Source organism: Citrobacter sp. RHB35-C17, assembly GCF_013816795.1.
In the GTDB taxonomy this organism is placed as follows: domain Bacteria; phylum Pseudomonadota; class Gammaproteobacteria; order Enterobacterales; family Enterobacteriaceae; genus Citrobacter_A; species Citrobacter_A amalonaticus.
In genome coordinates, this window is the sequence record NZ_CP057150.1 from 3,749,185 (window position 1) to 3,772,128 (window position 22,944).

The 22,944-nt window shown below is 55.5% G+C and carries 15 protein-coding genes and 3 tRNA genes; 7 read left to right on the forward strand and 11 right to left on the reverse strand.

Annotation, left to right across the window (positions count from 1 at the left end; translation table 11 throughout):
* Positions 1 to 22 precede the first annotated feature (22 nt).
* Positions 23 to 733, forward strand: a complete 711-nt coding sequence (gene fucR, locus HVZ37_RS17905; RefSeq protein WP_181627830.1) for an L-fucose operon activator — start codon at positions 23 to 25, stop codon at positions 731 to 733.
* 64 nt (positions 734 to 797) lie between these two features.
* On the opposite strand, the gene rlmM is transcribed toward fucR, so the two are convergent.
* The 4 genes from rlmM to HVZ37_RS17925 form a co-directional block, all read right to left on the reverse strand.
* Positions 798 to 1,898 (reverse strand): 23S rRNA (cytidine(2498)-2'-O)-methyltransferase RlmM, encoded by a 1,101-nt coding sequence (gene rlmM, locus HVZ37_RS17910; RefSeq protein ID WP_042999490.1) that lies wholly within the window; start codon positions 1,896 to 1,898, stop codon positions 798 to 800.
* Entirely contained in the window at positions 1,891 to 2,286 is a 396-nt protein-coding gene (locus HVZ37_RS17915) for a DUF423 domain-containing protein (RefSeq protein WP_042999489.1), read from the reverse strand. Before HVZ37_RS17915 ends, rlmM begins: the two co-directional genes overlap by 8 nt.
* Before the next feature lie 18 nt (positions 2,287 to 2,304).
* Positions 2,305 to 3,222, reverse strand: coding sequence for a glycine cleavage system transcriptional regulator GcvA (gene gcvA / locus HVZ37_RS17920; protein WP_042999488.1), 918 nt, complete (start codon positions 3,220 to 3,222; stop codon positions 2,305 to 2,307).
* A 350-nt stretch (positions 3,223 to 3,572) separates the two neighbouring features.
* Positions 3,573 to 3,800: a YgdI/YgdR family lipoprotein gene (locus HVZ37_RS17925; RefSeq protein WP_042322452.1), complete on the reverse strand. Its 228-nt coding sequence runs from the start codon at positions 3,798 to 3,800 to the stop codon at positions 3,573 to 3,575.
* Positions 3,801 to 3,992: 192 nt separating this feature from the next.
* Between HVZ37_RS17925 and csdA the strand changes: the two genes are divergently transcribed.
* On the forward strand, positions 3,993 to 5,198 hold the full coding sequence (gene csdA / locus HVZ37_RS17930) for a cysteine desulfurase CsdA (protein ID WP_181627831.1): 1,206 nt from the start codon (positions 3,993 to 3,995) through the stop codon (positions 5,196 to 5,198).
* On the forward strand, positions 5,198 to 5,644 hold the full coding sequence (gene csdE, locus HVZ37_RS17935) for a cysteine desulfurase sulfur acceptor subunit CsdE (protein WP_042999486.1): 447 nt from the start codon (positions 5,198 to 5,200) through the stop codon (positions 5,642 to 5,644). The genes csdA and csdE overlap by 1 nt, the downstream gene beginning before the upstream one ends.
* Positions 5,645 to 5,696: 52 nt before the next feature.
* On the opposite strand, the gene tcdA is transcribed toward csdE, so the two are convergent.
* Both tcdA and mltA read right to left on the reverse strand, forming a co-directional pair.
* The gene (gene tcdA / locus HVZ37_RS17940) at positions 5,697 to 6,503 is read right to left on the reverse strand and encodes a tRNA cyclic N6-threonylcarbamoyladenosine(37) synthase TcdA (RefSeq protein ID WP_044254213.1); all 807 of its coding nucleotides are present in this window, start codon (positions 6,501 to 6,503) and stop codon (positions 5,697 to 5,699) included.
* 107 nt (positions 6,504 to 6,610) lie between these two features.
* The gene (gene mltA / locus HVZ37_RS17945; protein ID WP_042999484.1) at positions 6,611 to 7,708 is read right to left on the reverse strand and encodes a murein transglycosylase A; all 1,098 of its coding nucleotides are present in this window, start codon (positions 7,706 to 7,708) and stop codon (positions 6,611 to 6,613) included.
* Positions 7,709 to 7,915: 207 nt separating this feature from the next.
* Between mltA and HVZ37_RS17950 the strand changes: the two genes are divergently transcribed.
* The 3 genes from HVZ37_RS17950 (at position 7,916) to HVZ37_RS17960 (ending at position 8,273) form a co-directional block, all read left to right on the forward strand.
* A tRNA-Met gene (locus tag HVZ37_RS17950) sits at positions 7,916 to 7,992 on the forward strand.
* Between the two features lie 63 nt (positions 7,993 to 8,055).
* A tRNA-Met gene (locus HVZ37_RS17955) sits at positions 8,056 to 8,132 on the forward strand.
* 64 nt (positions 8,133 to 8,196) lie between these two features.
* Positions 8,197 to 8,273 (forward strand) — tRNA-Met (locus tag HVZ37_RS17960).
* Positions 8,274 to 8,345: 72 nt separating this feature from the next.
* Here the strand turns inward: HVZ37_RS17960 and amiC are convergent.
* Positions 8,346 to 9,599: an N-acetylmuramoyl-L-alanine amidase AmiC gene (gene amiC / locus HVZ37_RS17965; RefSeq protein ID WP_042999483.1), complete on the reverse strand. Its 1,254-nt coding sequence runs from the start codon at positions 9,597 to 9,599 to the stop codon at positions 8,346 to 8,348.
* 234 nt (positions 9,600 to 9,833) lie between these two features.
* On the opposite strand from amiC, the gene argA reads away from it, so the two are divergent.
* Positions 9,834 to 11,165, forward strand: coding sequence for an amino-acid N-acetyltransferase (gene argA, locus HVZ37_RS17970; RefSeq protein WP_042999482.1), 1,332 nt, complete (start codon positions 9,834 to 9,836; stop codon positions 11,163 to 11,165).
* A 50-nt stretch (positions 11,166 to 11,215) separates the two neighbouring features.
* Here argA and recD read toward each other — a convergent pair whose 3' ends face one another.
* From recD to recC, 4 genes are all read right to left on the reverse strand, one after another.
* Entirely contained in the window at positions 11,216 to 13,033 is a 1,818-nt protein-coding gene (gene recD, locus HVZ37_RS17975; protein WP_044254207.1) for an exodeoxyribonuclease V subunit alpha, read from the reverse strand.
* Positions 13,030 to 16,575, reverse strand: coding sequence for an exodeoxyribonuclease V subunit beta (recB, locus tag HVZ37_RS17980; RefSeq protein ID WP_181627832.1), 3,546 nt, complete (start codon positions 16,573 to 16,575; stop codon positions 13,030 to 13,032). The genes recD and recB overlap by 4 nt, the downstream gene beginning before the upstream one ends.
* Positions 16,568 to 19,456 carry a pitrilysin gene (gene ptrA / locus HVZ37_RS17985; protein WP_181627833.1) on the reverse strand — a complete coding sequence of 963 codons (2,889 nt, stop codon included), beginning with the start codon at positions 19,454 to 19,456 and terminating at the stop codon, positions 16,568 to 16,570. Before ptrA ends, recB begins: the two co-directional genes overlap by 8 nt.
* A gap of 113 nt (positions 19,457 to 19,569) precedes the next feature.
* Positions 19,570 to 22,938 (reverse strand): exodeoxyribonuclease V subunit gamma, encoded by a 3,369-nt coding sequence (recC, locus tag HVZ37_RS17990; protein WP_181627834.1) that lies wholly within the window; start codon positions 22,936 to 22,938, stop codon positions 19,570 to 19,572.
* Positions 22,939 to 22,944: the final 6 nt, after the last annotated feature.

Here is a 22,944-nt window from a genome sequence, read left to right on the forward strand (position 1 = left end):
TTTGATTGAGAGGTGAGAAGAGATGAAAGCGGCACGCCAGCAGACGATTGTGGATCTGCTCAGTCAGCATAAAAGCCTGACCACCGAAGCACTGGCCGTTCAGCTCAACGTCAGTAAAGAGACGATCCGCCGCGATCTCAGTGAACTACAGGAACAAGGGAAGGTTCTGCGCAACCACGGGCGCGTTAAAAGAATCGCCCGGGAAAACCCGGACAGTGGCGATCCCTTCCATATACGGCTGAAGAGCCATTACGCGCACAAAGCCGATATTGCCCGAAAGGCGCTGAGCTGGATTGAAGAAGGGATGGTGATTGCGCTGGATGCCAGCTCCACCTGCTGGTATCTGGCGCGGCAACTACCGGATATCAATATACAGGTTTTCACCAACAGCCAGCCGATTTGTCAGGAGCTCGGCAAACGCCAACAACTTCAGCTCATCAGTTCTGGTGGCAGGCTGGAGCGCAAACACGGCTGCTACGTCAACCCCGCACTCATTTCACAACTCAAATTTCTTGATATCGATCTGTTCATTTTTTCCTGCGAAGGGATCGACCGCCACGGCGTACTGTGGGATTCCAGCACCTTCAACGCGGATTTCAAATCAGTCCTGCTGAAACGCGCGTCACAGTCGTTATTGCTGATCGACAAAAGCAAATTCAATCGTTCCGGAGAAGCCCGACTCGGTCATCTGGACGACGTAACGCATATTGTGTCGGACACGCCGCAGTCATAACCACTAACGGGAATGGGTTGCAGACCTGATGAACAACAGTGCATCAGATCTGCAACGGCGCGAGCTAGCGCTCGTCGCGACGTCCGCCTACGGCGGCCCACAGGCGACGCACGTGCACCGTCACTTCTTCACGGTCGTGGTACAACTGCCGCGCCTGAATTTGCGCATTCACACCATGCTCATCAAGCTGCGCCTGGAGATAGGCCAGATTCTGCGAGACCTCTTCGTAGCGTTTTTTCATTGGCAACTTGAGGTTAAAGATAGTTTCCCGGCACCAGCCGTTGACCAACCACTGCGCCATCAACGCCGCCACTTTCGCCGGCTTCTCAACCATATCGCACACCATCCACGAGATGTTGTTGCGGTTGGGGCGATACTTAAAGCCGTCTTCGCGCAGCCAGGTAACCTGTCCGGTATCCATCAGACTTTGCGCCATCGGGCCGTTATCGACCGAATACACCCACATATTGCGTTTGACCAGTTGATAGGTCCAGCCGCCGGGGCAGGCACCTAAATCCACCGCGTACATCCCGTTTGCCAGACGCTCATCCCACTCATCTTGCGGAATAAACACGTGCAACGCCTCTTCCAGCTTCAGCGTCGAGCGGCTGGGCGCATCGGCCGGGAACTTCAGGCGCGGAATGCCCATATAGTACGGCGAGTTATTACTGGCATACGAGTAACCGGTATAGCAGCAGCCTGGCGCGATAAAAAAGACGTGCACCACCGGGCGCTTCGGCGTCTCATAATTCGTCAGCACGCCAGCCTCGCGCAGGGCGGCTCGCAGCGGCACCGTGAATTTGCGACAGAACTTCATCAGCTCTTTACTTTCGTTCGTATCCGCCACTTCCACGCGCAGATCGCCACCCTTTTCCACCACGCCCTGCAACATGCCGACAATCGGCGTAATGCGATCTTCCGGCGGCAAGTGCTGGAGCAACTCGCCGACCACAAACCACTGGCGTGCAAAAATCAGCGAACTGAATGGCAGCTCGCTGATAATTTTTTCGGCGTCTTCGGCCTGATAGCATTCATAGATGACATAGCCCGCATTTTCTTTGACGCGGGCAAAACCGAAATACTCCCGACGCCCTGCTTTATCGGTGATTTCTGCGGCACACTCTTTTTCAAAGCCCGGGCGACACAACAACACAACCTTATTCATGAACTACGCCCTTACGCTTCAAACGGATAGCGCCGATTAACATCAGCACCCAACCTGCCAGGAAGCTGACGCCGCCGACAGGGGTAACAAACGCCCACAGGCGCAGATGAGACAGTGCCAGGCAATACAGGCTGCCGCTAAACAGCACCGTTCCTAGCGCGAGGAAAACGCTACTCCAGTAAAACCAGATGCTGATCCGGCGTTGCATCGCAACCGACAGCCCGAATATCGCCAGCGTATGAAACGCCTGATATTGCAGGCCGGTCTGGATCCAGCTCATTTCAACCACACCGAGGGTTTTGCTCAGGACATGCGCACCGAAAGCCCCCAGAGCGACATAAATAAAGCCGCTGATAGCGGCAAAAATCAGCATAAAACGGCTGGTCATGGTAATACCCTACGTAAGTTATTGTTCGTAACGAAAGCGGAATTTCTCTTGTTCCGTGGCCGCTTTCGCCAGTATCCACTGACGGAAGGCGGCTATTTTACCCAGTTCTGCCTGACTGTCATGACAAACCAGATAAAATGCGTTTTTACTGACCAGTACATCATTAAACGGGCAGACCAGTCGCCCCGCTTCAATTTCTGACTGCGCCATCACGTTATTCGCCAGCGCTACGCCCTGTCCGTGGATAGCGGCCTGCAGCACCATCGCGCTGTGGCTAAAGATAGGGCCCTGCTGGACGTTGATGTGATTTAACCCTAGCTGTCGCGTGTAAGTTTGCCAGTCACGACGTGAGGCATCATGTAGCAAAGTATGCGAAGCCAAATCCTCTGGCGATTTCAGGGGTTTATCGCCCGTCAACAGCAACGGCGAACACACCGGCAACAGATATTCGGCGTACAATTTCTCTACGCGCAGTCCAGGCCAGTTACCGCGACCATAAAAAATCGCCACGTCAACATCGTCCGCCAGTTTGTCTTCCTGACGGTCCACGGCCTGGATTCTGACGTCAATTCCCGGATAAGCTGAGTTAAAGCTAGAGAGTCGGGGCACCAGCCACTGAATCGCAAAACTGGGCAATAAACTGACCGTCAACGCCCCCTTTGCACTTCGCGCCTGAAGTTTACGCGTCGCTTCGGTTAATTGCGAAAAAATCTCTTTTATGTCGAGAAAGTAGCTCTGTCCTTCTTCAGTAAGAAGAAGAGAACGGTTGCGTCGGCGAAACAGCTTAAGCCCCAAAAAATCCTCAAGTGACTTGATTTGGTGGCTTACTGCGGCCTGCGTCACAAAAAGCTCTTCTGCTGCGCGGGTGAAGCTCAGATGCCGTGCGGCGGCATCAAAAACACGTAATGCGTTCAGAGGTGGAAGTCGTTTTGACATGGCTTTTAAACTTTGATGTTAAAAGAATTTAACAATTAAGCTACACTGTGTAACCTATTAGTTTTTTTAATCTGAGCCATTATAATTTGTCCGTTGAGGAACTACCAGCAAATACCTATAGTGGCGGCACTTCCTGAGCCGGAACGAAAAGTTTTATCGGAATGCGTGTTCTGGTGGGCTTTTGGCTTACGGTTGTGATGTTGTGTTGTTGTGTTTGCAATTGGTCTGCGATTCAGACCACGGTAGCAACGCTACCCTTTTTCACTTCCTGTACATTTACCCTGTCTGTCCATAGTGATTAATGTAGCACCGCCAATTTGCGGTGCTTTTTTTTACCTACTCTCTACCGACTACTGATCCAACTCGACCATCTCTTTCACATCGGTACGATTGATCTGCTGTTTGTTGCCATTAGCGTCCTTGTACGAAATCATCCCGGTTTCATCATCGGTTTTCGGCTTACCGTCCGCAACGATGCTACGCCCGTCATTGGTGTGCATCACGTAGTTCGGACCGGAACAGGCGCTCAGGGCAAAAGTCAGCATACATGCGGAAATAATTGCGGCAGTCTTTTTCATCTTCTTCTCCTTAAAGCTGTTTATGCTATTAAAAACGTACTCCGTAACAGGCAAAAAGATTTGCCTAACATAATTCAGCATAAGCTACTGGTCTGATTTCGCCACAACATCCAGAAGATTCCTGGTGACCGTACACTTCTTGAATCAACGACCAATTTGCGCCACGATCGGATTACTGAACCGAGGAATACCATGAACGCTTTCAATCCCGCGCAGTTTCGCGCGCAATTTCCGGCACTCGCTGACGCGGGCGTCTATCTGGATAGCGCCGCGACGGCCCTTAAACCGCAGGCCGTCATCGAGGCGACCCGGCAGTTCTATAGCCTGAGCGCTGGCAACGTCCATCGCAGCCAGTTCGCCGAAGCCCAGCGCCTGACCGCGCGCTATGAGGCCGCACGGGAAAAAGTGGCGCATTTGCTGAATGCGCCAGATGACAAAACCATCGTCTGGACCCGGGGCACGACGGAGGCCATCAATATGGTGGCGCAGAGTTATGCCCGCCCTCGCCTGCAACCGGGCGATGAAATCATCGTCAGCGTCGCGGAGCATCACGCGAATCTCGTGCCGTGGCTGATGCTCGCAGAGCAAACTGGGGCGAAAGTGGTCAAGCTGCCGCTCAATGCCCAGCACCTGCCTGACGTTGAACGTCTGCAGACAACCATCACCCCGCGCAGCCGAATTCTCGCGCTGGGGCAGATGTCGAACGTGACCGGCGGCTGCCCGGACTTAGCCCGTGCCATTACCCTCGCCCATGCCGCGGGCATGGTAGTGATGGTGGATGGCGCGCAGGGAGCCGTCCATTTCCCGGTGGATGTCCAGGCGCTCGACATCGATTTCTACGCCTTCTCAGGCCATAAGCTGTACGGTCCAACCGGTATCGGCGTGCTTTACGGCAAACCGGCGCTGCTGGAGGCCATGTCGCCATGGCTCGGTGGCGGTAAGATGATCAACGACGTCAGTTTCGAGGGCTTCACTACCCAGGCCGCACCGTGGAAGCTTGAAGCAGGTACCCCTAACGTCGCTGGCGTGATTGGCATGAGCGCCGCGCTGGAATGGCTAGCCGATGTTGATATCACCCAGGCGGAAAGCTGGAGTCGGGGGCTGGCTACACTGGCGGAAGAGGCGCTGGCCCAGCGTCCGGGATTTCGCTCATTTCGCTGTCAGGACTCCAGTCTGCTGGCCTTTGATTTTGCTGGTGTTCATCATAGCGATATGGTCACCCTGCTGGCGGAATATGGTATTGCGCTACGTGCCGGTCAGCACTGCGCGCAGCCGCTGCTGGCTGAACTTGGCGTCTCGGGTACGCTACGTGCCTCATTCGCACCGTATAATACCCAAAGTGATGTGGATGCGTTGATCAACGCCGTTGATCGCGCCCTGGAAATACTGGTGGATTAATGACTAGCCCAATGTTTGCCGGACACCCGTTTGGCACAACCGTAACCGAAGAGACGTTGCGTCATACCTTTATCCCGCTGACCCAGTGGGAAGACAAATATCGACAGCTGATTTTGCTCGGTAAACAGCTGCCGGCACTGCCCGACGATCTCAAAGCGCAGGCTAAAGAGATCGCGGGCTGCGAAAATCGCGTCTGGCTGGGATATACGCGCTCTGAAAAGGGCACTTTACACTTTTTCGGCGACAGTGAAGGTCGCATCGTGCGCGGACTGCTGGCGGTATTACTGACCGCCGCAGAAGGGAAAACCGCAGCGGAACTGCTGGCCCATTCGCCGCTGGCCTTGTTTGATGAACTGGGATTACGCACTCAGCTCAGCGCGTCGCGCAGTCAGGGGCTGGAGGCACTCAATGAAGCGATCGTCGAAGCGGCTCACGCTGCCGGATGACGACGCAGGCTCGTCTTCCGGCCTGCGACGCATTGCCCCGCGCAAGTGAATCTCAGCCCTGACGCGCCGCTTTTGCCATCATCTTTTTTAACGCATGGGATACTGCTACAAAACCGAACGTGGCGGTAACCATCGTTGCCGCACCGAACCCCGACGCACAGTCCATTCGTTTGGGTCCTTCCGCCGTCGCCTTCGTGGCGCACACACTGCCATCAGACTGCGGATACACCAGCGCTTCCGTTGAAAACACGCAGTCGACGCCGAGTTTGCCTTTGCTGTTTTTCACGACGCCAAAATCGCTTTTCAGTCGTTCGCGCAGTTTCGCCGCCAGCGGATCCTGAATCGTTTTCGCCAGGTCAACAACCTGAATCTGCGTCGGATCGATCTGCCCACCCGCGCCGCCGGTGGTCACCAGCGGGATCTTATTGCGCCGACAGTACGCAATCAGCGCCGCTTTTGGCCGCACGCTGTCAATCGCGTCAATCACATAGCTAAAGCCTGCGCTCATGTATTCTGCGACGCTATCCGGCGTTACAAAATCATCGACTACCGTCACCCGGCACTCGGGGTTAATCTGGCGGATACGCTCAGCCATCACCTCGGCTTTCGCCAGCCCAACAGTGTCGCGCAGAGCATGGATCTGGCGGTTGGTGTTGGTCACGCACACGTCATCCATATCGATGAGCGTAATCGCGCCAATCCCGGTTCGCGCCAGAGCTTCTGCCGCCCAGGAACCGACGCCGCCGATCCCAACCACGCAGATATGCGCATCGGCAAACAATTGCAGGGCTTTTTCACCATACAGACGCGCGGTGCCGCCAAAACGCTGACGCCAGGCATCACTGATAACCACAGACATAACACCTCAAATTCATTAATATCGAACGGTATGACTGCCTGATGGCGGCTGCGCCTTATCAGGCCTACCCGATGATGTAGACGGATAAGCGAAGCGCCATCCGACAACTAGCCGCTGAACACGTTACCTGCGCCCGGTGCGCTCTTCAGCACCCACACGCGACCATAGTGATTGTACCAGCCTGCGCGGTGTCCGGCGTCTGGCCCGATGCCCTGGTAAATGTCAAAGTGCTGGCCTTTAATCGCCCCGCCGACATCCAGCGCCACCATCAGGCGCAGTTCATACTGCCCGTTAAATTTCCCGTTGTTGTCCAGCAGCGGGACTTCGGCGAGCAGCGTGGTGCCTGCCGGAATAATACTGCGGTCAGACGCCACCGACGCGCGACCAATCAGCGGTACAGCACTGGCGCCTTTCACCGGGGCAAAAGATTGCGGTTTAAAGAAGACGAATGACGGATTCTGCTCCAGCAGCTCACGCACTTCTGCTTCGCTGTGGGTTTCGCCCCAGTGGCGAATCGCCTGCATCGACATATCTTCTTTCTTCACTTCACCGCGATCGATCAGTACTTTGCCGATGCTGCGATAGGCATGCCCATTTTTCCCGGCATAGCTGAAGAAGTTCAACGGGGAGCCGTCGCCAAAATCGATATAGCCGCTACCCTGCACGTCCATGATGAAGTTATCCATCAGAGAGTTGCTGTACGCCAGAATGTAGTTCTCGCTCAGTGCGCCCGCGTAAATCTCCGCGCGAGACGGCAAGCGTCCCCGTTTCGGCGGCATGCGATAGATTGGGTACTGGAATTCGCCCTGACGCGTATGGCGCGCCTGAATCACCGGCGTGTAGTAACCGGTAAACTGCACGTTGCCGTAGTTATCGGCACCTTCCATCTGCCAGGCGTCGAGACCAAACTGGCGCATGGTGCGCGTATCGCCGCCAGAGCGCAGCCAGTCCTGCACCGCGTTATAAACGTTGCTTTGATTGCCGTACAGACGCGGAGAAGCACTGCGGATCTGATTGACCTGCTCGGCAAAATCGCCGGCGTTGATCGGTGCGCCGATGGCATCCGGCTGGTTCACCAGTGAGAAAGGCTGGGTAAACTTCCCGTCTTTATACTGCTGTCCGCGATCGGTTGGTTTAGAGGAACAGGCAGCCAGCATTGCAACCACCGCGCCCATGAGAAGGTAACTTACCCAACGTCCTTTCATTGTTCTCTTCTTTTAGCTGTAAATCATGCGTCATGAAGATAACAAACCCGGCCCGCTAATGAAACGAGCACCGCTGCCCAGACGCAAATTTTGCACATTATTTAAACTGAAATGCCTTGTTTTTGTTCATTTTCATCCCGAAACCGTGATCCAGGTGAAAAAAGGGTTGCATGAAAATGTTAGCAGAGTATAGTGCGCATCCACGGACGCGGGGTGGAGCAGCCTGGTAGCTCGTCGGGCTCATAACCCGAAGGTCGTCGGTTCAAATCCGGCCCCCGCAACCAATTAAAATTTGATGCAGTACATGCTTCTGCAAAGCAGCTTAAAATGCGCAGCAGAATGGCGGACGCGGGGTGGAGCAGCCTGGTAGCTCGTCGGGCTCATAACCCGAAGGTCGTCGGTTCAAATCCGGCCCCCGCAACCAATCAAATTTTGATGCAGTATCTAATTCTGCAAAGCAGTTTAAAAATGCGAAGCAGGAAGACGGACGCGGGGTGGAGCAGCCTGGTAGCTCGTCGGGCTCATAACCCGAAGGTCGTCGGTTCAAATCCGGCCCCCGCAACCAATACTAAACACCTTAACGGGTGTTTTTTTGTATCTGCGGTTCGTAAAAAAAGCGCTTTTCAGCGCTTTTTTATTATCCCCTTCTCGCCAGCGTCGCCCCATCGGCGAAGTACGCTTTGATCCCAGCCAGAATCGACTCTGCCACTTCCTGCTGGAAGGTGGCTGTTTTCAGCTTTCGCTCTTCTTCGATGTTACTGATAAACGCCGTTTCAACGAGAATCGACGGGATATCCGGCGCTTTCAGCACCGCAAACCCGGCCTGTTCCACCTGATTTTTATGCAGATTGTTAATCCTGCCGAGTTTGTTGAGCACCGCTTTACCAAACTTCAGGCTGTCGGCGATGGTCAGCGATTGCACCATATCGAACATGGTGTGGTCGACGTAGCGGTCGCCGCTTTTGCTCACGCCGCCGATCAAATCCGAGGCGTTCTGCGTTTGCGCCAGATATTTCGCCGCCGTACTGGTCGCCCCTTTGGTCGATAGCGCAAACACGGACGAACCGCTGGGCTGGCGACTGGTGAACGCATCCGCATGAATCGAGACGAAAAGATCCGCACGCTGCTTCTGGGCCTTCGCCACGCGCACCTTGAGCGGAATGAAAATATCTTCATTTCGCGTCATATAGACCTTCATATTGCCTTCTTTCTCGATTAACGCGCGCAACCGACGGGCAATCTGCAACACCACATCTTTCTCACGCGTCTTGTATTTACCGACAGCGCCAGAATCCTCACCGCCATGCCCTGGATCGAGCATGATCACGATCGGGCGATCGCGCCCCGCTTTGCCCGGCTGAGGCCCACTCTGCGCGGGCGGTACCTGCTTATCAAGATCGCCTTTGTTGTAATCTTCCAGCAGCGCCAGCAGCGGATCCTGCATATCCTGCGCATTGGCCGGATAGAGATCCATAACCAGACGCTCTTTAAAACCCGCCACCGGTGCCAGCGCGAACAGCTGTGGTTTCACATTTTGCTTCAGTTCGAACACCATGCGCACGGTCTGCGGATCGAACTGTCCCACGCGTGCCGACTTAATGTAAGGATCGTCGGGGCGAATTTGCGCCGCCATGCCTTTCAGCACGGAATTCAGGTTCACACCTTCAATATCCACCACCACACGTTCAGGATTGCTCAGCGCAAACTGCTTGTACTTCAGCTGTTGATTCGATTCCACCGTCACACGGGTGTAACTGGATGCTGGCCAAATACGAACCGCAATGACCTGACTGACCGCAGCCAGACCGACCTGACTGACGCTCAATAGCCACATGGCGCCCGCCCCTTGCAGTAAACGACGGCGGCTAATAGGTGGATTGGATCCTGACATGCTTCTCCCGAGCAAAATAAAACGTATTGGTGATGAGATAGTAAACGTCTAAATTGACCGGAAACTTTAACGAATGACGCATAATCTGTCATCTATAAAAGGGTAAACATTCTTATTGTATTCACGGTATTACTGAGAAAAAACTTTGTCAGGGTCAAAATTTGCACTTGCGCGCGGCGGAAAAACAGAATAAAAATACACTAATTACGAATAATCATGCAATGAGGATATGCCGTGGTGAAGGAGCGTAGAACCGAACTGGTACAGGGATTCCGCCATTCTGTTCCCTATATCAATACCCATCGGGGAAAAACGTTTGTCATTATGCTCGGCGGCGAAGCCATTGAGCATGAAAACTTTTCCAGCATCGTCAATGACATTGGGCTTCTTCACAGCCTCGGCATTCGCCTGGTCGTGGTTTATGGCGCGCGTCCGCAAATTGACGCCAACCTCGCCACTCATCACCATGAGCCGATGTATCACAAAAATACCCGCGTCACCGACGCCAAAACGCTGGAGCTGGTAAAGCAGGCGGCGGGAACGTTGCAACTGGATATCACCGCTCGCCTGTCGATGAGCCTGAACAATACGCCGCTACAGGGGGCGCATATCAACGTGGTCAGCGGCAACTTTATCATTGCGCAGCCGCTGGGCGTCGATGACGGCGTAGATTACTGCCACAGCGGACGTATCCGTCGCATCGATGAAGAGGCGATCCATCGTCAACTGGACAGCGGCGCCATTGTGCTGATGGGCCCCGTTGCGGTGTCTGTCACTGGCGAAAGCTTTAACCTGACTTCAGAAGAGATCGCCACACAACTGGCGATCAAACTGAAAGCCGAAAAGATGATCGGATTCTGTTCTTCGCAAGGGGTGACCAACGACGACGGTGATATCGTCTCCGAACTGTTCCCGAACGAGGCCCAGGCGCGCGTAGAAGCACAGGAAGAAAAAGGCGATTACAACTCGGGTACCGTACGCTTTCTGCGTGGCGCGGTGAAAGCCTGTCGCAGCGGCGTCCGTCGGTGTCACCTGATCAGCTATCAGGAAGATGGCGCGTTGTTGCAGGAGCTGTTTTCGCGCGATGGTATCGGGACACAAATTGTGATGGAAAGCGCCGAGCAGATCCGCCGCGCCACCATTAACGACATCGGCGGGATCCTGGAGCTGATCCGCCCGCTGGAACAGCAGGGCATTCTGGTGCGTCGTTCACGCGAACAACTGGAAATGGAGATCGACAAGTTCACCATTATCCAGCGCGATAATATGACCATTGCCTGTGCCGCACTGTACCCCTTCCCGGAAGAAAAAATCGGCGAAATGGCCTGCGTGGCTGTCCATCCGGACTACCGCAGTTCTTCTAGGGGAGAAGTGCTACTGGAGCGGATCGCCGCCCAGGCGAAGCAGATTGGCCTGAGCAAGCTGTTCGTCCTGACGACCCGCAGCATTCACTGGTTCCAGGAACGCGGCTTCACGCCGGTGGATATCGACCTGCTGCCGGAAAGCAAGAAAGAGATGTACAACTATCAGCGGAAATCCAAAGTCCTGATGGCGGATCTGGGGTAGTGGTTATCGCATTGCCGGATAGCGACGCAAACGGCTTATCCGGCAACCTCTCATTTAAACAACGTCGACAGCCCACTGCGTCGTTCGGTTCGGGTGGCAATCGCACTGCCAAGTATGCGTTCATCGGCATATAACGACAGGCGGCGACGTGCGCGGGTCACGGCGGTATACACCAGTTCCCGTGTCACCACCGGCGCGCGCTGCGTGGGTAACACCAGCGCGGCATGATCGAACTCCGAGCCCTGAGATTTGTGCACCGTCATTGCCCAGGTCGTTTCATGCTCCGGCAGGCGGCTGGGCTGCACAGACTTAATACTGCCATCCGGCATCGCAAACCAGACCCTTAATCCTTGCCCACGATCGAGCGCCACACCGATATCGCCGTTAAACAAGCCCAGCGCGCTGTCGTTACGGGCAATCATCACTGGCCGTCCTTCATACCAGCGGGAATGTGGCAGGCGATGAATTTTGCGCTTTTGCTGCATAGCCAGTTCGATACGTTCATTCAGTCCGCTCACGCCAAACGGCCCTTCGCGCAGCGCGCACAGCAGTTGGAACTCATTGAATGCCTGAATGATTAATGCAGGCTCCGCGCGCGCCTGAAGCAGTTGCAGATAGTGTCCATAACCTGCCAGTGCGTTTTCAAGCATGGCGGTGTAATCTTCACTGCTCTCCAGCGTCCGTTTATCGATATCGCTGAAGCCTTGCAGGAAAATGTCGTTTATCGCCGCCTTATCGCCACGGTTAATCGCCGCCGCCAGTTGCCCGATGCCGGAATCGCTGCCAAAACGGTAGCTCTTTTGCAGCAGACAGAGGCTGTCCCGTAGCGTGGCGGCGTCTTCTCCAGCACCTGCCGGAACGGGCATCCCCGTCAGGCGAGCCAGTTGCTGTGCCCGTTCAGGGGTATAGCCCGCATTCACCCAGGCACAGATATCCCCCAGCACCGCCCCCGCCTCGACCGAAGCAAGCTGATCGCGATCGCCAAGGAAAATGATACGCCCGTGCGACGGCAATGCGTCGATCAAGCGCGACATCATCGGCAGGTCGATCATAGACGCCTCATCCACCACCAGCACATCCAGATGTAGCGGGTTGCCCGCGTGATGGCGTAAACGCTGACTGCCGGGTTGCGCGCCCAGCAACCGGTGCAGAGTGCTGGCATCATCCGGGATGCGTTTCTTTTGTTCATCCGTCAGCGGCAACTGACGCAGCGCCTTGCCTAAGGACTCCGTCAAACGCGCCGCTGCTTTACCCGTCGGCGCCGCCAAGCGAATACGGCAACGCTCGCCTTCCGCCATCTGGATCAGCGCCGCCAACAGCCTGGCCACGGTGGTTGTTTTCCCCGTTCCCGGCCCGCCTGAAATCACCGAAATACGGCGGGTCAGCGCGACCGCCGCGGCGACTTTTTGCCAGTTGATTTCGTTTGTCGTCGGGAACAGCGCTTCCAGCGTTTGCGTCAGCAAGGTTTCATCCACCTCAATGGGTCGATTCACCTCGCTAAAGAAATGAGCAACGGTACGTTCGTTGCACCACATCCGGTTCAGATACAAACGGTCGCCATAAAGGACCATCGGCGATGGCCGCTCTCCATGACTGACGGCGTCGGAAGCGAGCAGGCATTCTTCCCAGTTCTCGGGTTCGCCAATGTCGCTAAGGCATGAAGAATAGAAAGGGGGATTATCTGCATTCAGCGCCAGTTGAGAAAGCGGTAAACAGACGTGCCCTTCTCCGGCATCCCGGCTGAGTAACGCCGCTGCCAGCGTCACGGCAGGTTCATGTTCGCCGGTCACCGCCAGCGCGAATTGCACATCCAGCGGGCGCAGTTGCTTCTGCCCGACGGCCTCAAGCAATCGCTTCTGTAGCGTCATGATGCCTCCTCCAGCGCCACCCCGGCAAACATCTCGTCCATCCGGGTAATCAACTCACCCGCCGGGCGTGTAGTGTAAATCCCCTGCTGCGGCTGTTTGCTGTCCACGCCGCGCAGGAACAGATAAATCACGCCGCCAAAATGGCGCTCGTAGTCGTAATCTGCGATGCGATGGCGCAGATACCGGTGCAGCGCGAGGGTGTAGAGCTGATACTGCAAATCATAGCGATGCGCCTGCATGGCCGCCGCCATCGCCTCTGGGGTGTAAGCGGCACTGTTTTCTCCCAACCAGTTCGATTTGTAATCCAGCAGGTAATAGCGCCCGTTGTGACGAAATACCAGATCGATAAAGCCCTTCAGCATCCCGCGAACCTGGGTGAACTCCAGTGGCGGACAGCCCGCCGAGAGCGGGTCAAACTGGCGGATCAGCGCATCCAGGTTTTCCGCAATAAGCGGTTGGCTAATGGGCAGATAAAACTCCATCTCGACCTGTTTTTCACGCGCAGAAAGCTGGCTCAGACTGACGCCAGTCTCATTGAGTGGCGCATGGAGAATCGCCGTCACCCACGCGGTGATGACCGGTTCCCAGTCGGCATCGTAGCCACCAAGCTCCAGTTTTTCCTGCACCCAGGCAGCCTCAACCGGCTGGGTAAAATCGAGATCTTCAAACAGGCTGTGTAAAAATGTTCCTGGCGATGCGCCGCGTGGGAACTGGTGCGGCGTCAGTTCCGGCTCCTCAACCACTTCACCCACGCCTGTCGCATCGATATCCAGTCGCGGCATCAGATCCTGTGCAATGCCGTGACCACGCTGTTGCAGGCCGGAATAGCTGGTCACCCGCCAGTTGTCGCCCGGCGTTCGTTGTACCCGTCGGGCATTCAGAGACGCCTCGCTCGCAACGGTGCCAGGCAACGGCTCCATACTGACCGCGTCCGGGATACGACAGACGATGTTCTCATCGCAAACTGCGTCTATCGCCGAGCGTAGCCCGACGGCATCCATCGGTTCGCCTTTTTGCAGCAGACGCCCCAGCGCGCTCTGATGCACATCGGTATCGCCCTTTTTATCGCCCCGACGACGAACCAGAGGTGCGACACCCAGACTGCAGTGCCAGACTGAACGCGTCAGCGCCACGTACAGTAAACGCAAATCTTCCGCCAGCCTTTCGGCTTCCGCCAGCGCCACGCTTTCGTCCGCCTCGCTCAGATCCAGAACAGCTTCAAACGAGTTGCGGTCGTGATAAAACGCCTGATCCTGAACGCGGAAATTCGTGATAAACGGCAGCCAGACCAGCGGATACTCCAGCCCTTTTGACTTGTGGATGGTGACGATCTGCACCAGATGGCTGTCGCTTTCCAGACGCATTTGCTGGCTGGAAGCATTGCTGTCAGGCTCAAGAATATGCTGCGAGAGCCAGCGCACCAGCGCATGCTCGCTTTCCAGTTGCGAAGCGGCCTCTTGCAATAGCTCACTGATGTGCAAAATATCGGTCAGGCGACGCTCACCTCCCGCCGTTGCCAGCAGGTTCTCCGCAATCTGTCGCGCTGACATCAGCGCACGCAGCATCGGCATCACGCCACGTTTTTGCCAGATTTGACGGTAGCCGACAAACTCGTCAACTACCCGATCCCAGGCGTTTTCATTGCCATTGAGCATGTCAATGTCGCGCGCGTTCAACCCCATCATTGAGGCCGCCAGCGCGCTGCGTAGCGTATTTTCTTTTTCCGGTGCCATCACCGCCTGTAATAGCCAGAGCATCTCCTGCGCTTCCAGCGTTTCAAACACGCTGTCGCGGTTGGAAAGATAGACGGACGGAATCGCCAGTTGTGTCAGGGCATCGCGTACCAGCGCCGCTTCCTGGCGGCTACGCACCAGCACGCTGATATCCGCCGCGCTCACCGGACGCGCGTCGTGACCGCTGATAAGCATCGCCTCTCCGCACAACCCGGCCTTCAGCCAGTCGCGGATCTGCGCAGCGCACACCTGCGCCATATAGCTTTGATAATCGCCTATTCCGCAGCTTTCTCCTTCCATCAACCACATCGTCATTGCGGGCTGAGTTTCGCCGTAAAATTCAAAACGCAGCGACTGGTTTTTTTCAGCGTATTTCACCGGCTGGAACGGGATCTCGCGGAACATGAAGGCGTCGTCCATCAGGCCGAACAGCCTGTTGACGCTGTTCACCATGCCTGGTGCGGAACGCCAGTTGGTGTCGAGGGTATAGTGCGCGCTGACCTCACTGCGGGCCTTCATATAGGTAAAAATATCCGCGCCGCGAAACGCATAAATCGCCTGCTTCGGGTCGCCAATCAGTAGCAGCGCGGTGTCTGGCTGATGCTGCCAGATGCGACGGAAAATACGGTATTGCTGCGGATCGGTATCCTGGAACTCATCGATCATTGCTACCGGGAAGCGGGTACGGATCGCCGCCGCCAGCGCATCGCCGCTTTCACTGCGCAGCGCGCTATCCAGTCGGCTGAGCATATCGTCAAACCCCAGTTCACCCCGGCGGCGTTTTTCTTTCGCCACCGTTTCACGGATCTCCGCCAGCGCGCGGGTGATCATCAGATCTCTGAGCGTCAGCGGTTCCGCCAGTAATTCATCAATCGCGACAAACAGCGGATGCTGCGGCACAACGCCGCCTTCTTTGGTTCTGTCCTCAAGGAAACGCTGAGAGAATTTCTCCAGTGCCTCTGGCAACTGGTAGCTTTGCGTTGCGGACTGCGCCCAGGCGCTGATCTTCTCAATCCATTTGCCCTGGTTGCCACGGTTAAATTTACGCCGGTCGATGCCTGAGGCTTCCATCAATCCCTCAAGTTCACCCACCACATCACACCATTGTTGCTTAAGCGCATTGATTCGCTGCACGATCTGCTGATGACGGGACGCCAGCGTTTCGTCATCCGGCGGTGGCGCTTTGATAACCGGCGCTTCCCCTTGCAGGTAACGGTTAATATCCGCCAGCAGCGCCTGTGGCCCTTTCCACGTTTCAAACACCACCTCGGCAATTTCACGCGGCAGGGGGTAACAGTGACGGCGCCAGAAATCCGCACAGGCCTGATAACGCAGCAGCGATTCATCCTCGATCAGCTGTTGTTCAAATAACATGCCGGATTCGAAGGCATTCAGACTCAGCATGCGCTGACAAAAACCGTGGATGGTGAATACCGCCGCCTCATCCATCTGTCTTTCGGCGAGCAGCAGCCACTGCGCCGCCTGCTTTTTATCGTCGATTTCATCCAGCAGACGGGCATAAAGGGGGTTGTCAGTCGATTCGCGCAGGCAGGCGATACGCAGCTCATGAATATTACTGCGGATACGCCCGCGCAACTCTTCGGTGGCGGCCTCAGTAAAGGTTACCACCAGCAGTTCTTCAACGGTCAGGGGACGGGGAAAGGCGGAAGACCCGCCGAGCCCGAGGAGCAGGCGCAGATAGAGCGCCGCGATAGTAAAGGTTTTGCCGGTGCCCGCAGAGGCTTCAATCAGGCGCTCGCCTGTGAGGGGCAAGCGCAGGGGATCAAGGGACTCGGCGACATCATTCATTCTGTTCTCTCACCAGGGGCAAAGTTTGCTGCAACGCGCTGACGTTGTCCCACACTTTCCAGCCTTCCGGGTGCACATAGTGCGGCTTCCCGTTTTGACCGCCGGAAATCTGCGACAGTACCGCCATGCCTTGCGGCTCGACCACCGCCTGATGGAAGAAATCAGCAAGCTTTTGCGGCGTCAGCTGTTTTATCTGAGCCACAATTTTATCACGTGAATCGAAACGCATATTGCCGCGATCGAAATCTTTGCTTAATTTCGACGCTTCTTCGCCCAGCGTTTGCGGTGCCTGCAACATCTGCGCGACGATCGCCTGTTTAATCTGGGCGAACTCTTCCGGTTCCATTGCCCGCAGTTTTGCTTCCGCCGTGGGGAAAAACGCCTTGTAGCGTTCCCAGAGATACGGCGGCTGTTTATCGCTGCTTTGCAGCAGGAAACCCATTCCCCACTGGCGTCCGACGCTCATCGGGAAGGCAAACACCGCATACCCTAACTGCTCTTCCGTTCGCAGTTGATTGTAGAACCACGGCTGGACAATCTGGCCCAGCATGGCGCTGTAGGCCGAGCTGGCATACTCGTCATAACCGGCAGGGACAAAGACTGCCGCCAGCGCGGAGTCGGTACTGCTGCCCGCTTTTTCAAAAATGACAGACTGTTTCTTATCCACCAGCACATCTTTGTTGCGACACCATTCGGAACCGTTCGCCCCCAGCTGTTTCTGGATATCCCGCGCCATCGTCGTGACCTGCGCTTCGCTCATGTTGCCAACCGCCAGAAACTCCGGACGAGCGCCCGTTTTCAATGCTTCACGGTAGGCCATCACCTCTTTCAGGGTGATCGACGGCAGCAATGCACGCCGTTCGTCACGGGAGAAATAAGGCACCTGAGAGATCATCTGCACCGGCATAATTGCCTGCTCGTAGGCTTTCCCCTTTTCGGCAGAATCCATCATCTGGCTATACCAGGATTTCGCCTGCTCAAGCTGTTCTTCAGTTGCGGTATAGCTGAAATAACCTGCAAGCAATGCCTGGAAAAGTTGCGGCAGACGCTGCGTATAGCCGTCAGCATTGAGCATTAAGCCATTGTTGGCGTTGGTTGAGAAACCGATGCCGCCCACCGCCGCCTGGTTACTTAACTGATCGAGCGCAATTCCCGCCAGATAATCGTTCAGCGCAAACATGACCTGGTTTCTGGCGCTGTCCATCGCCTGTGGATTACGCAGAATGACGCTCACGTCCGCTTTCGGTTCGCTGGCGAAATACTGGCTCGGGGTGTATACCACGCGCAAATTAGGCTCATCGACAATCAGCGCCGGACGGTCGTATTTCTTTTCCGGCTTGATCAGCGTGAAATCGTCAGGAATGTAAGGGTTCAGTTCCGGCAGAGACAGGGCTATCTCCTGCGCTTTCTTCTGCCACTCGCTGAACGTCTGCTCGCTGATTTTATTGACCTGATAAGGAGCATCAACAAAGTAAGCGGTCTTGTTGTGAGGTTCTTTTGGGCTGATGTACCAGATTCGCGCATTTTGCGGCGTCATCATCTCCAGACGCGCCTGAATGGCTTTCGCATCGTATTGATCAGCAATGTTCACTGCGTCCAGAGTATGCGCCACCGGCACGCGGATCATGGTATCCGCCAGCCATTCGACGTAATCCATATCACGGGTGATCGACGGGTAACGGAAGTCCAGATCAAGCACATGCGACAGCTCGTCAAAGTAGCGTTTATCGACGCCCTTTTCGCGTAACAGATTGAGATAGCTGAAAATAGCCGCGACCACTTCTTCGCGGTTCGCCAGCCCTTTGTCGGTCAGGGTAGCGGAAATGGCTAACACACCGCTGTTGCCGTTGACTACCGGATCGGAGTCCGCGCGAATACCTTCCACCAGCCCTTGTTTTTGCAGCCAGTCAGAAAGCGTACCCGGGCTACGGTTACCGATCAGATAGGTGATCAGTTCATCGGTTTTACTGCGAAACTGCGCGCTGTTGTTGTCGATTCGGAACTCAACGCGCAGCACTTTACGCGGCAGCGCAGGTACGTAATGGATGATAACGCCCTTCTGCGCATCAGTGACGACCGGAACGGTAATTTCCGGCTTTTCGATATTCTTGTTGGGCACTCGCCCAAAGGTCTCTGCAGCAATCTTTGCCAGTTCCGGCAACGGCTTATTGCTGTAGATAACCGCTTTCATCAGATTGGCGGAGTAATACTTGCTGTGAAAATCGCGCAACGCCTGTTGCACCGGATTACCCGGTTTGTCGCTTAAGGTTTCCAGGTTGCCGCCGGAAAAACGTGAACCGGGGTGAGCCGGGTTGATGGTTTCCGCGCTCACCTGCGCCATTCGCATCCCGTCACGGGTACGCGCCATCGTCAGCTCAGCGTTTACTGCATTGCGCTCACGCTCGGCATATTTTTTATCCAGTAACGGTTCAACAATGGCATCGGCCAGGCGGTCAACGGCACCAGTAAGCGCGTCGTTTTCCACTTCCAGATAGAACGCCGTGCGGTACGGCGCAGTGCTGGCATTGTGGCTGCCGCCATGCAATTTGAGGTATTCCGCAAGGCTATCGGCCTGTGGGTACTTTTTCGATCCCATCAGACACATGTGTTCAAGATAATGTGCCAGCCCCTGATGCGCATCGGGATCTTCCAGAGACCCCACGGGCACCACCAGCGCAGAAAGCGATTTCACCGCCTGCGGGTCGGATACCAGTAATACCACCAAACCATTATCGAGACGGACGGCCTGATACTGGCGGGTATCTTTGTCGCTTTTACGGATGGTTTCCGCAATGGGCTGCCAACCGGTATCTGCCTGACTTAAAGGCGCCCAAAAGGCGACCAACAACAGTAACGCTTTGAACCAGGTGCTGCGGGGCATTCAAGAACCTCATCATTAACTTTCTTTCTGCGCAAAGACACATTGGATGCTTCTCTGAGCAGGGCAACGCATCATAAAGGAAGCATCAAAATTGCGCAATTTTTATACAATCATCACGACTGATTAAATCTGAAAAGCGGAAGCAGGTAACGTTGTGACTGCAAAATAATGGCCTCAAAGGTTTCAGAGTCCAGTTGTCGCCACAGGCGCTGATACCAGATATCCTCGCCTTCGCCACGCACGACCATGTTGCCTTCGTAAGCCTGCATAAACTTCACGCGGGCTTTTTGACGCGTATCATCGTCATCTAACATGGCATCATTTGCCGCGTCATAACAGGTTTTTATCCACGCGCCGCCGCTTTCCGGTAGCACCAGCAGCGGTGTGGACATCCCTTCGCGATATCCGTCAATCAATTGCGCCAGATACCCCAATGCCTGCTCTTGCTCCAGCGGAGGGAATCGCCACTCTCCGTCTTTTCGCAAAAACAGCCGGCTTTCACCTTTTCCTCCGCAGGCACAATAGACAAGGTGTTCGAGCCAAAGTTGCACGCCTTGTGAAATGCTGATTAACGAAGGCCGCCAGCGCAACAGACCATCTTCTTGCACCTGCGACAGCCAGCCCGTCAACTGTACGCCATTGCAGTGCAGATCAACCTCCAGGCTTTGGCTCGGCTGACGACAAGCCACGATCCTGTCCGCCAGCGTCTGCATTTCCTGATGCTGAGCTTCCCAGAGGATATCGCCATAGGCCCCATACGGCAGATCCCCCGCCGCACGGAAGCGACGGAACAGACGTTCGGCATCATCCTGTTCAACCAGCGTATTCAGTAACTGCTGGTTGAGCTGATAACGGGTCAGCCCTTCCAGGGTAAACGGTTCGGTGTCCGGGATCTCACGCTCTTCGGAGCGGAAATTAACCTGCAGACGCTGCTGGAAAAACGCCCGCACCGGATGCGCCCAGAAGCGCTGCAGCGTTTCCAGACTCAGCGTCTCTGGCATATCAAAGGCTAACGGCTGCACAAAATCGCTATGGGCTTCTCCACGACGGCTTGCCGCCGGTAGCCATTCGCTGGCGTAGCTCTGCTGTTCACCGGGCAGGAAGTTTTGCGCATCGAACGGCATACGGGTATGCAGGCGGGCGATATGCGCTTTCACCCGTTTCTCGCTCTCATCGCTGGTTAACGCGTCGTCACCCGGCAGGTAGTGGCTTTGTCCGATGTAATCGAGCAGCTCCTGCACCAGCACGGAAGGAAACCGTTCGCTGTTATCCTGGATCGAGCGCCCGATATAGCTGATGTAAAGCGACTGCTGGGCAGAAATTAAGGCTTCAAGGAACAGATAACGATCATCATCACGACGACTGCGATCCCCACGCATTGGTTTCTGGCTCATGAGATCAAAACCGAGCGGCGCAAGCTGGCGCGGATAAACACCGTCGTTCATTCCCAGCAGACAGACCACTTTGAAAGGAATGGAGCGCATCGGCATCAGCGTACAGATGTTTACCGGCCCGGCTAAAAAGCGCTGACTAATTCGCTCCTGATCCAACCGCTTCGCCAGTTCATCGCGCAGCAGGGATAGCGGAACCGCATCACCATACTTAGCCTCTATACCTTCGGCGATGGTCGCCTGCCACTGCTGCTCAATCAGCGTCATGGCCGCCTCGGTTTCAGCGTCAGGCAGGAAGAAATCGTTGAGCATCTCGCGACACACTGGCAGCCACTCTTCCAGTGGACGTTCCTGTGCCAGGCCACGACGCCAGAGATTAAGCTGCATCAGTAACGACGCCAGATGCCCTACCAGTTCGGCGATGAGTCCGCTGGACTCATCGTAAGGCAGAACGGACTGCCACTCGCCCTGCGCACTTTCCATGGCATAGCCCAGCAGCATGCGCGTCAGGCCAAACTGCCACGTATGCTGTCCCGTTGTCGGAAGTTCCAGTTCGCGCACATTGTCGTCATCAATACCCCAGCGAATGCCCGATTCATTGACCCACAACCGCAAGTAACGCAATCCTTCTTCGCTGATATTGAAGCGTGCCGCCAGCACCGGGACATCCAGCAGCGCCAGCACGTCCTCAGAAACAAAACGGCTGTCAGGCAATGACAGCAGGCTGATGAACGCCTGCAACACCGGATGTGACTGACGCGCCCGACGATCGGAAATCGCATAAGGTAGATAACGCTCCGCAGGGGCGCTGCCAAAGACGGCCTGAATAAACGGGCTATAGCTGTCGATATCCGCCACCATCACGATGATGTCACGCGGGGTGAGCGTTGGGTCTGCCTCCAGCATTGCCAGAAGACGATCGTGGAGGACTTCGACTTCACGCTGGGGGCTATGACAGACATGGAAGGTGACGCTGGTGTCGTTTGGATCAAGGCGTCGCTTATTGTCACTGCGGGAATACTCTTCCAGACTCACGCCCGCCACTGCGCGGTTTTCCAGCTCAAGGATATCGGCCTGGATGTTATGCAGCAGGTTATCCGGCGTAATGTCGACAAACGCATCCAGCTCCTGGCTGTTTTCCAGTTCAGAGAGCAGATAAATATAGTCGCGCCCCAGTTTCCCCCACGAGGCCAACATCGGGTTACCGACATCCTGTTCGCCATCGCCGTTAAACAAACTTTCGGCATTCGCATTGTCACGAAACAGCGGTAAATGACGGTCTTCAAAACTGTGTCGCCGCTGACGTGCCAGCAGTTTTGCCAGATACGCCGGATCTTTAATATCGCCCCAGTAGTAGCGGCAGGGATTGGTGAAGAGCAGATGAATCTCGATATGTTTACCGAGCGCCTGCAGTGCCTGTAGGTATACCGGTGGCAGCGCGGAGATCCCGCAGATAAACACACGAGAAGGAAGTCCTGGCGGGCAGCGTTCAGCATTTTCGAGAGTCTGGATAAACCGTTGATAGAGATTGGCACGATGCCAACGCGGTTGTCCCAGCGCATCGGTATATTCCACCAACGCTTTCCATAGCGGCGCCTGCCAGCTTTGCGCCTCTCCTAACCCGTCGACCATTCGCCCCGCTTCCCACTGGGTTAGCCATTCCGGTCGGTACACCAGATACTGATCGAAAAGATCCGCCGCGCGCGACGACAACTGAAACAACTTACGTTTATCCGTATCGTCCGTCAGATAGTGGCGTAGTAACGCGAAATCATCATGATCCAGCAGTTGCGGGAGCAGCGTCATCAACTTCCAGCTCATGCTTTGTTTGCTGAAAGCGCTCTCTTTGGGGATCTCCGGCAGTACGCGGACGAACATTTCCCAGATAAAACTTGCCGGGAGTGGGAATTCTATGTTGGCGGCGATACCAAATTTCTGCGAAAGGGTCATCTGTAGCCACTGCGCCATCCCGGTACTCTGTACCAGAATCATTTCCGGCTCAAAAGGATCGTCCAGCCGCTCGCGCTCGACGATGAACTCCATCAATGCTTCCAGCACATCCAGACGATTTGAGTGGTAGACCCTTAACATAGAGAC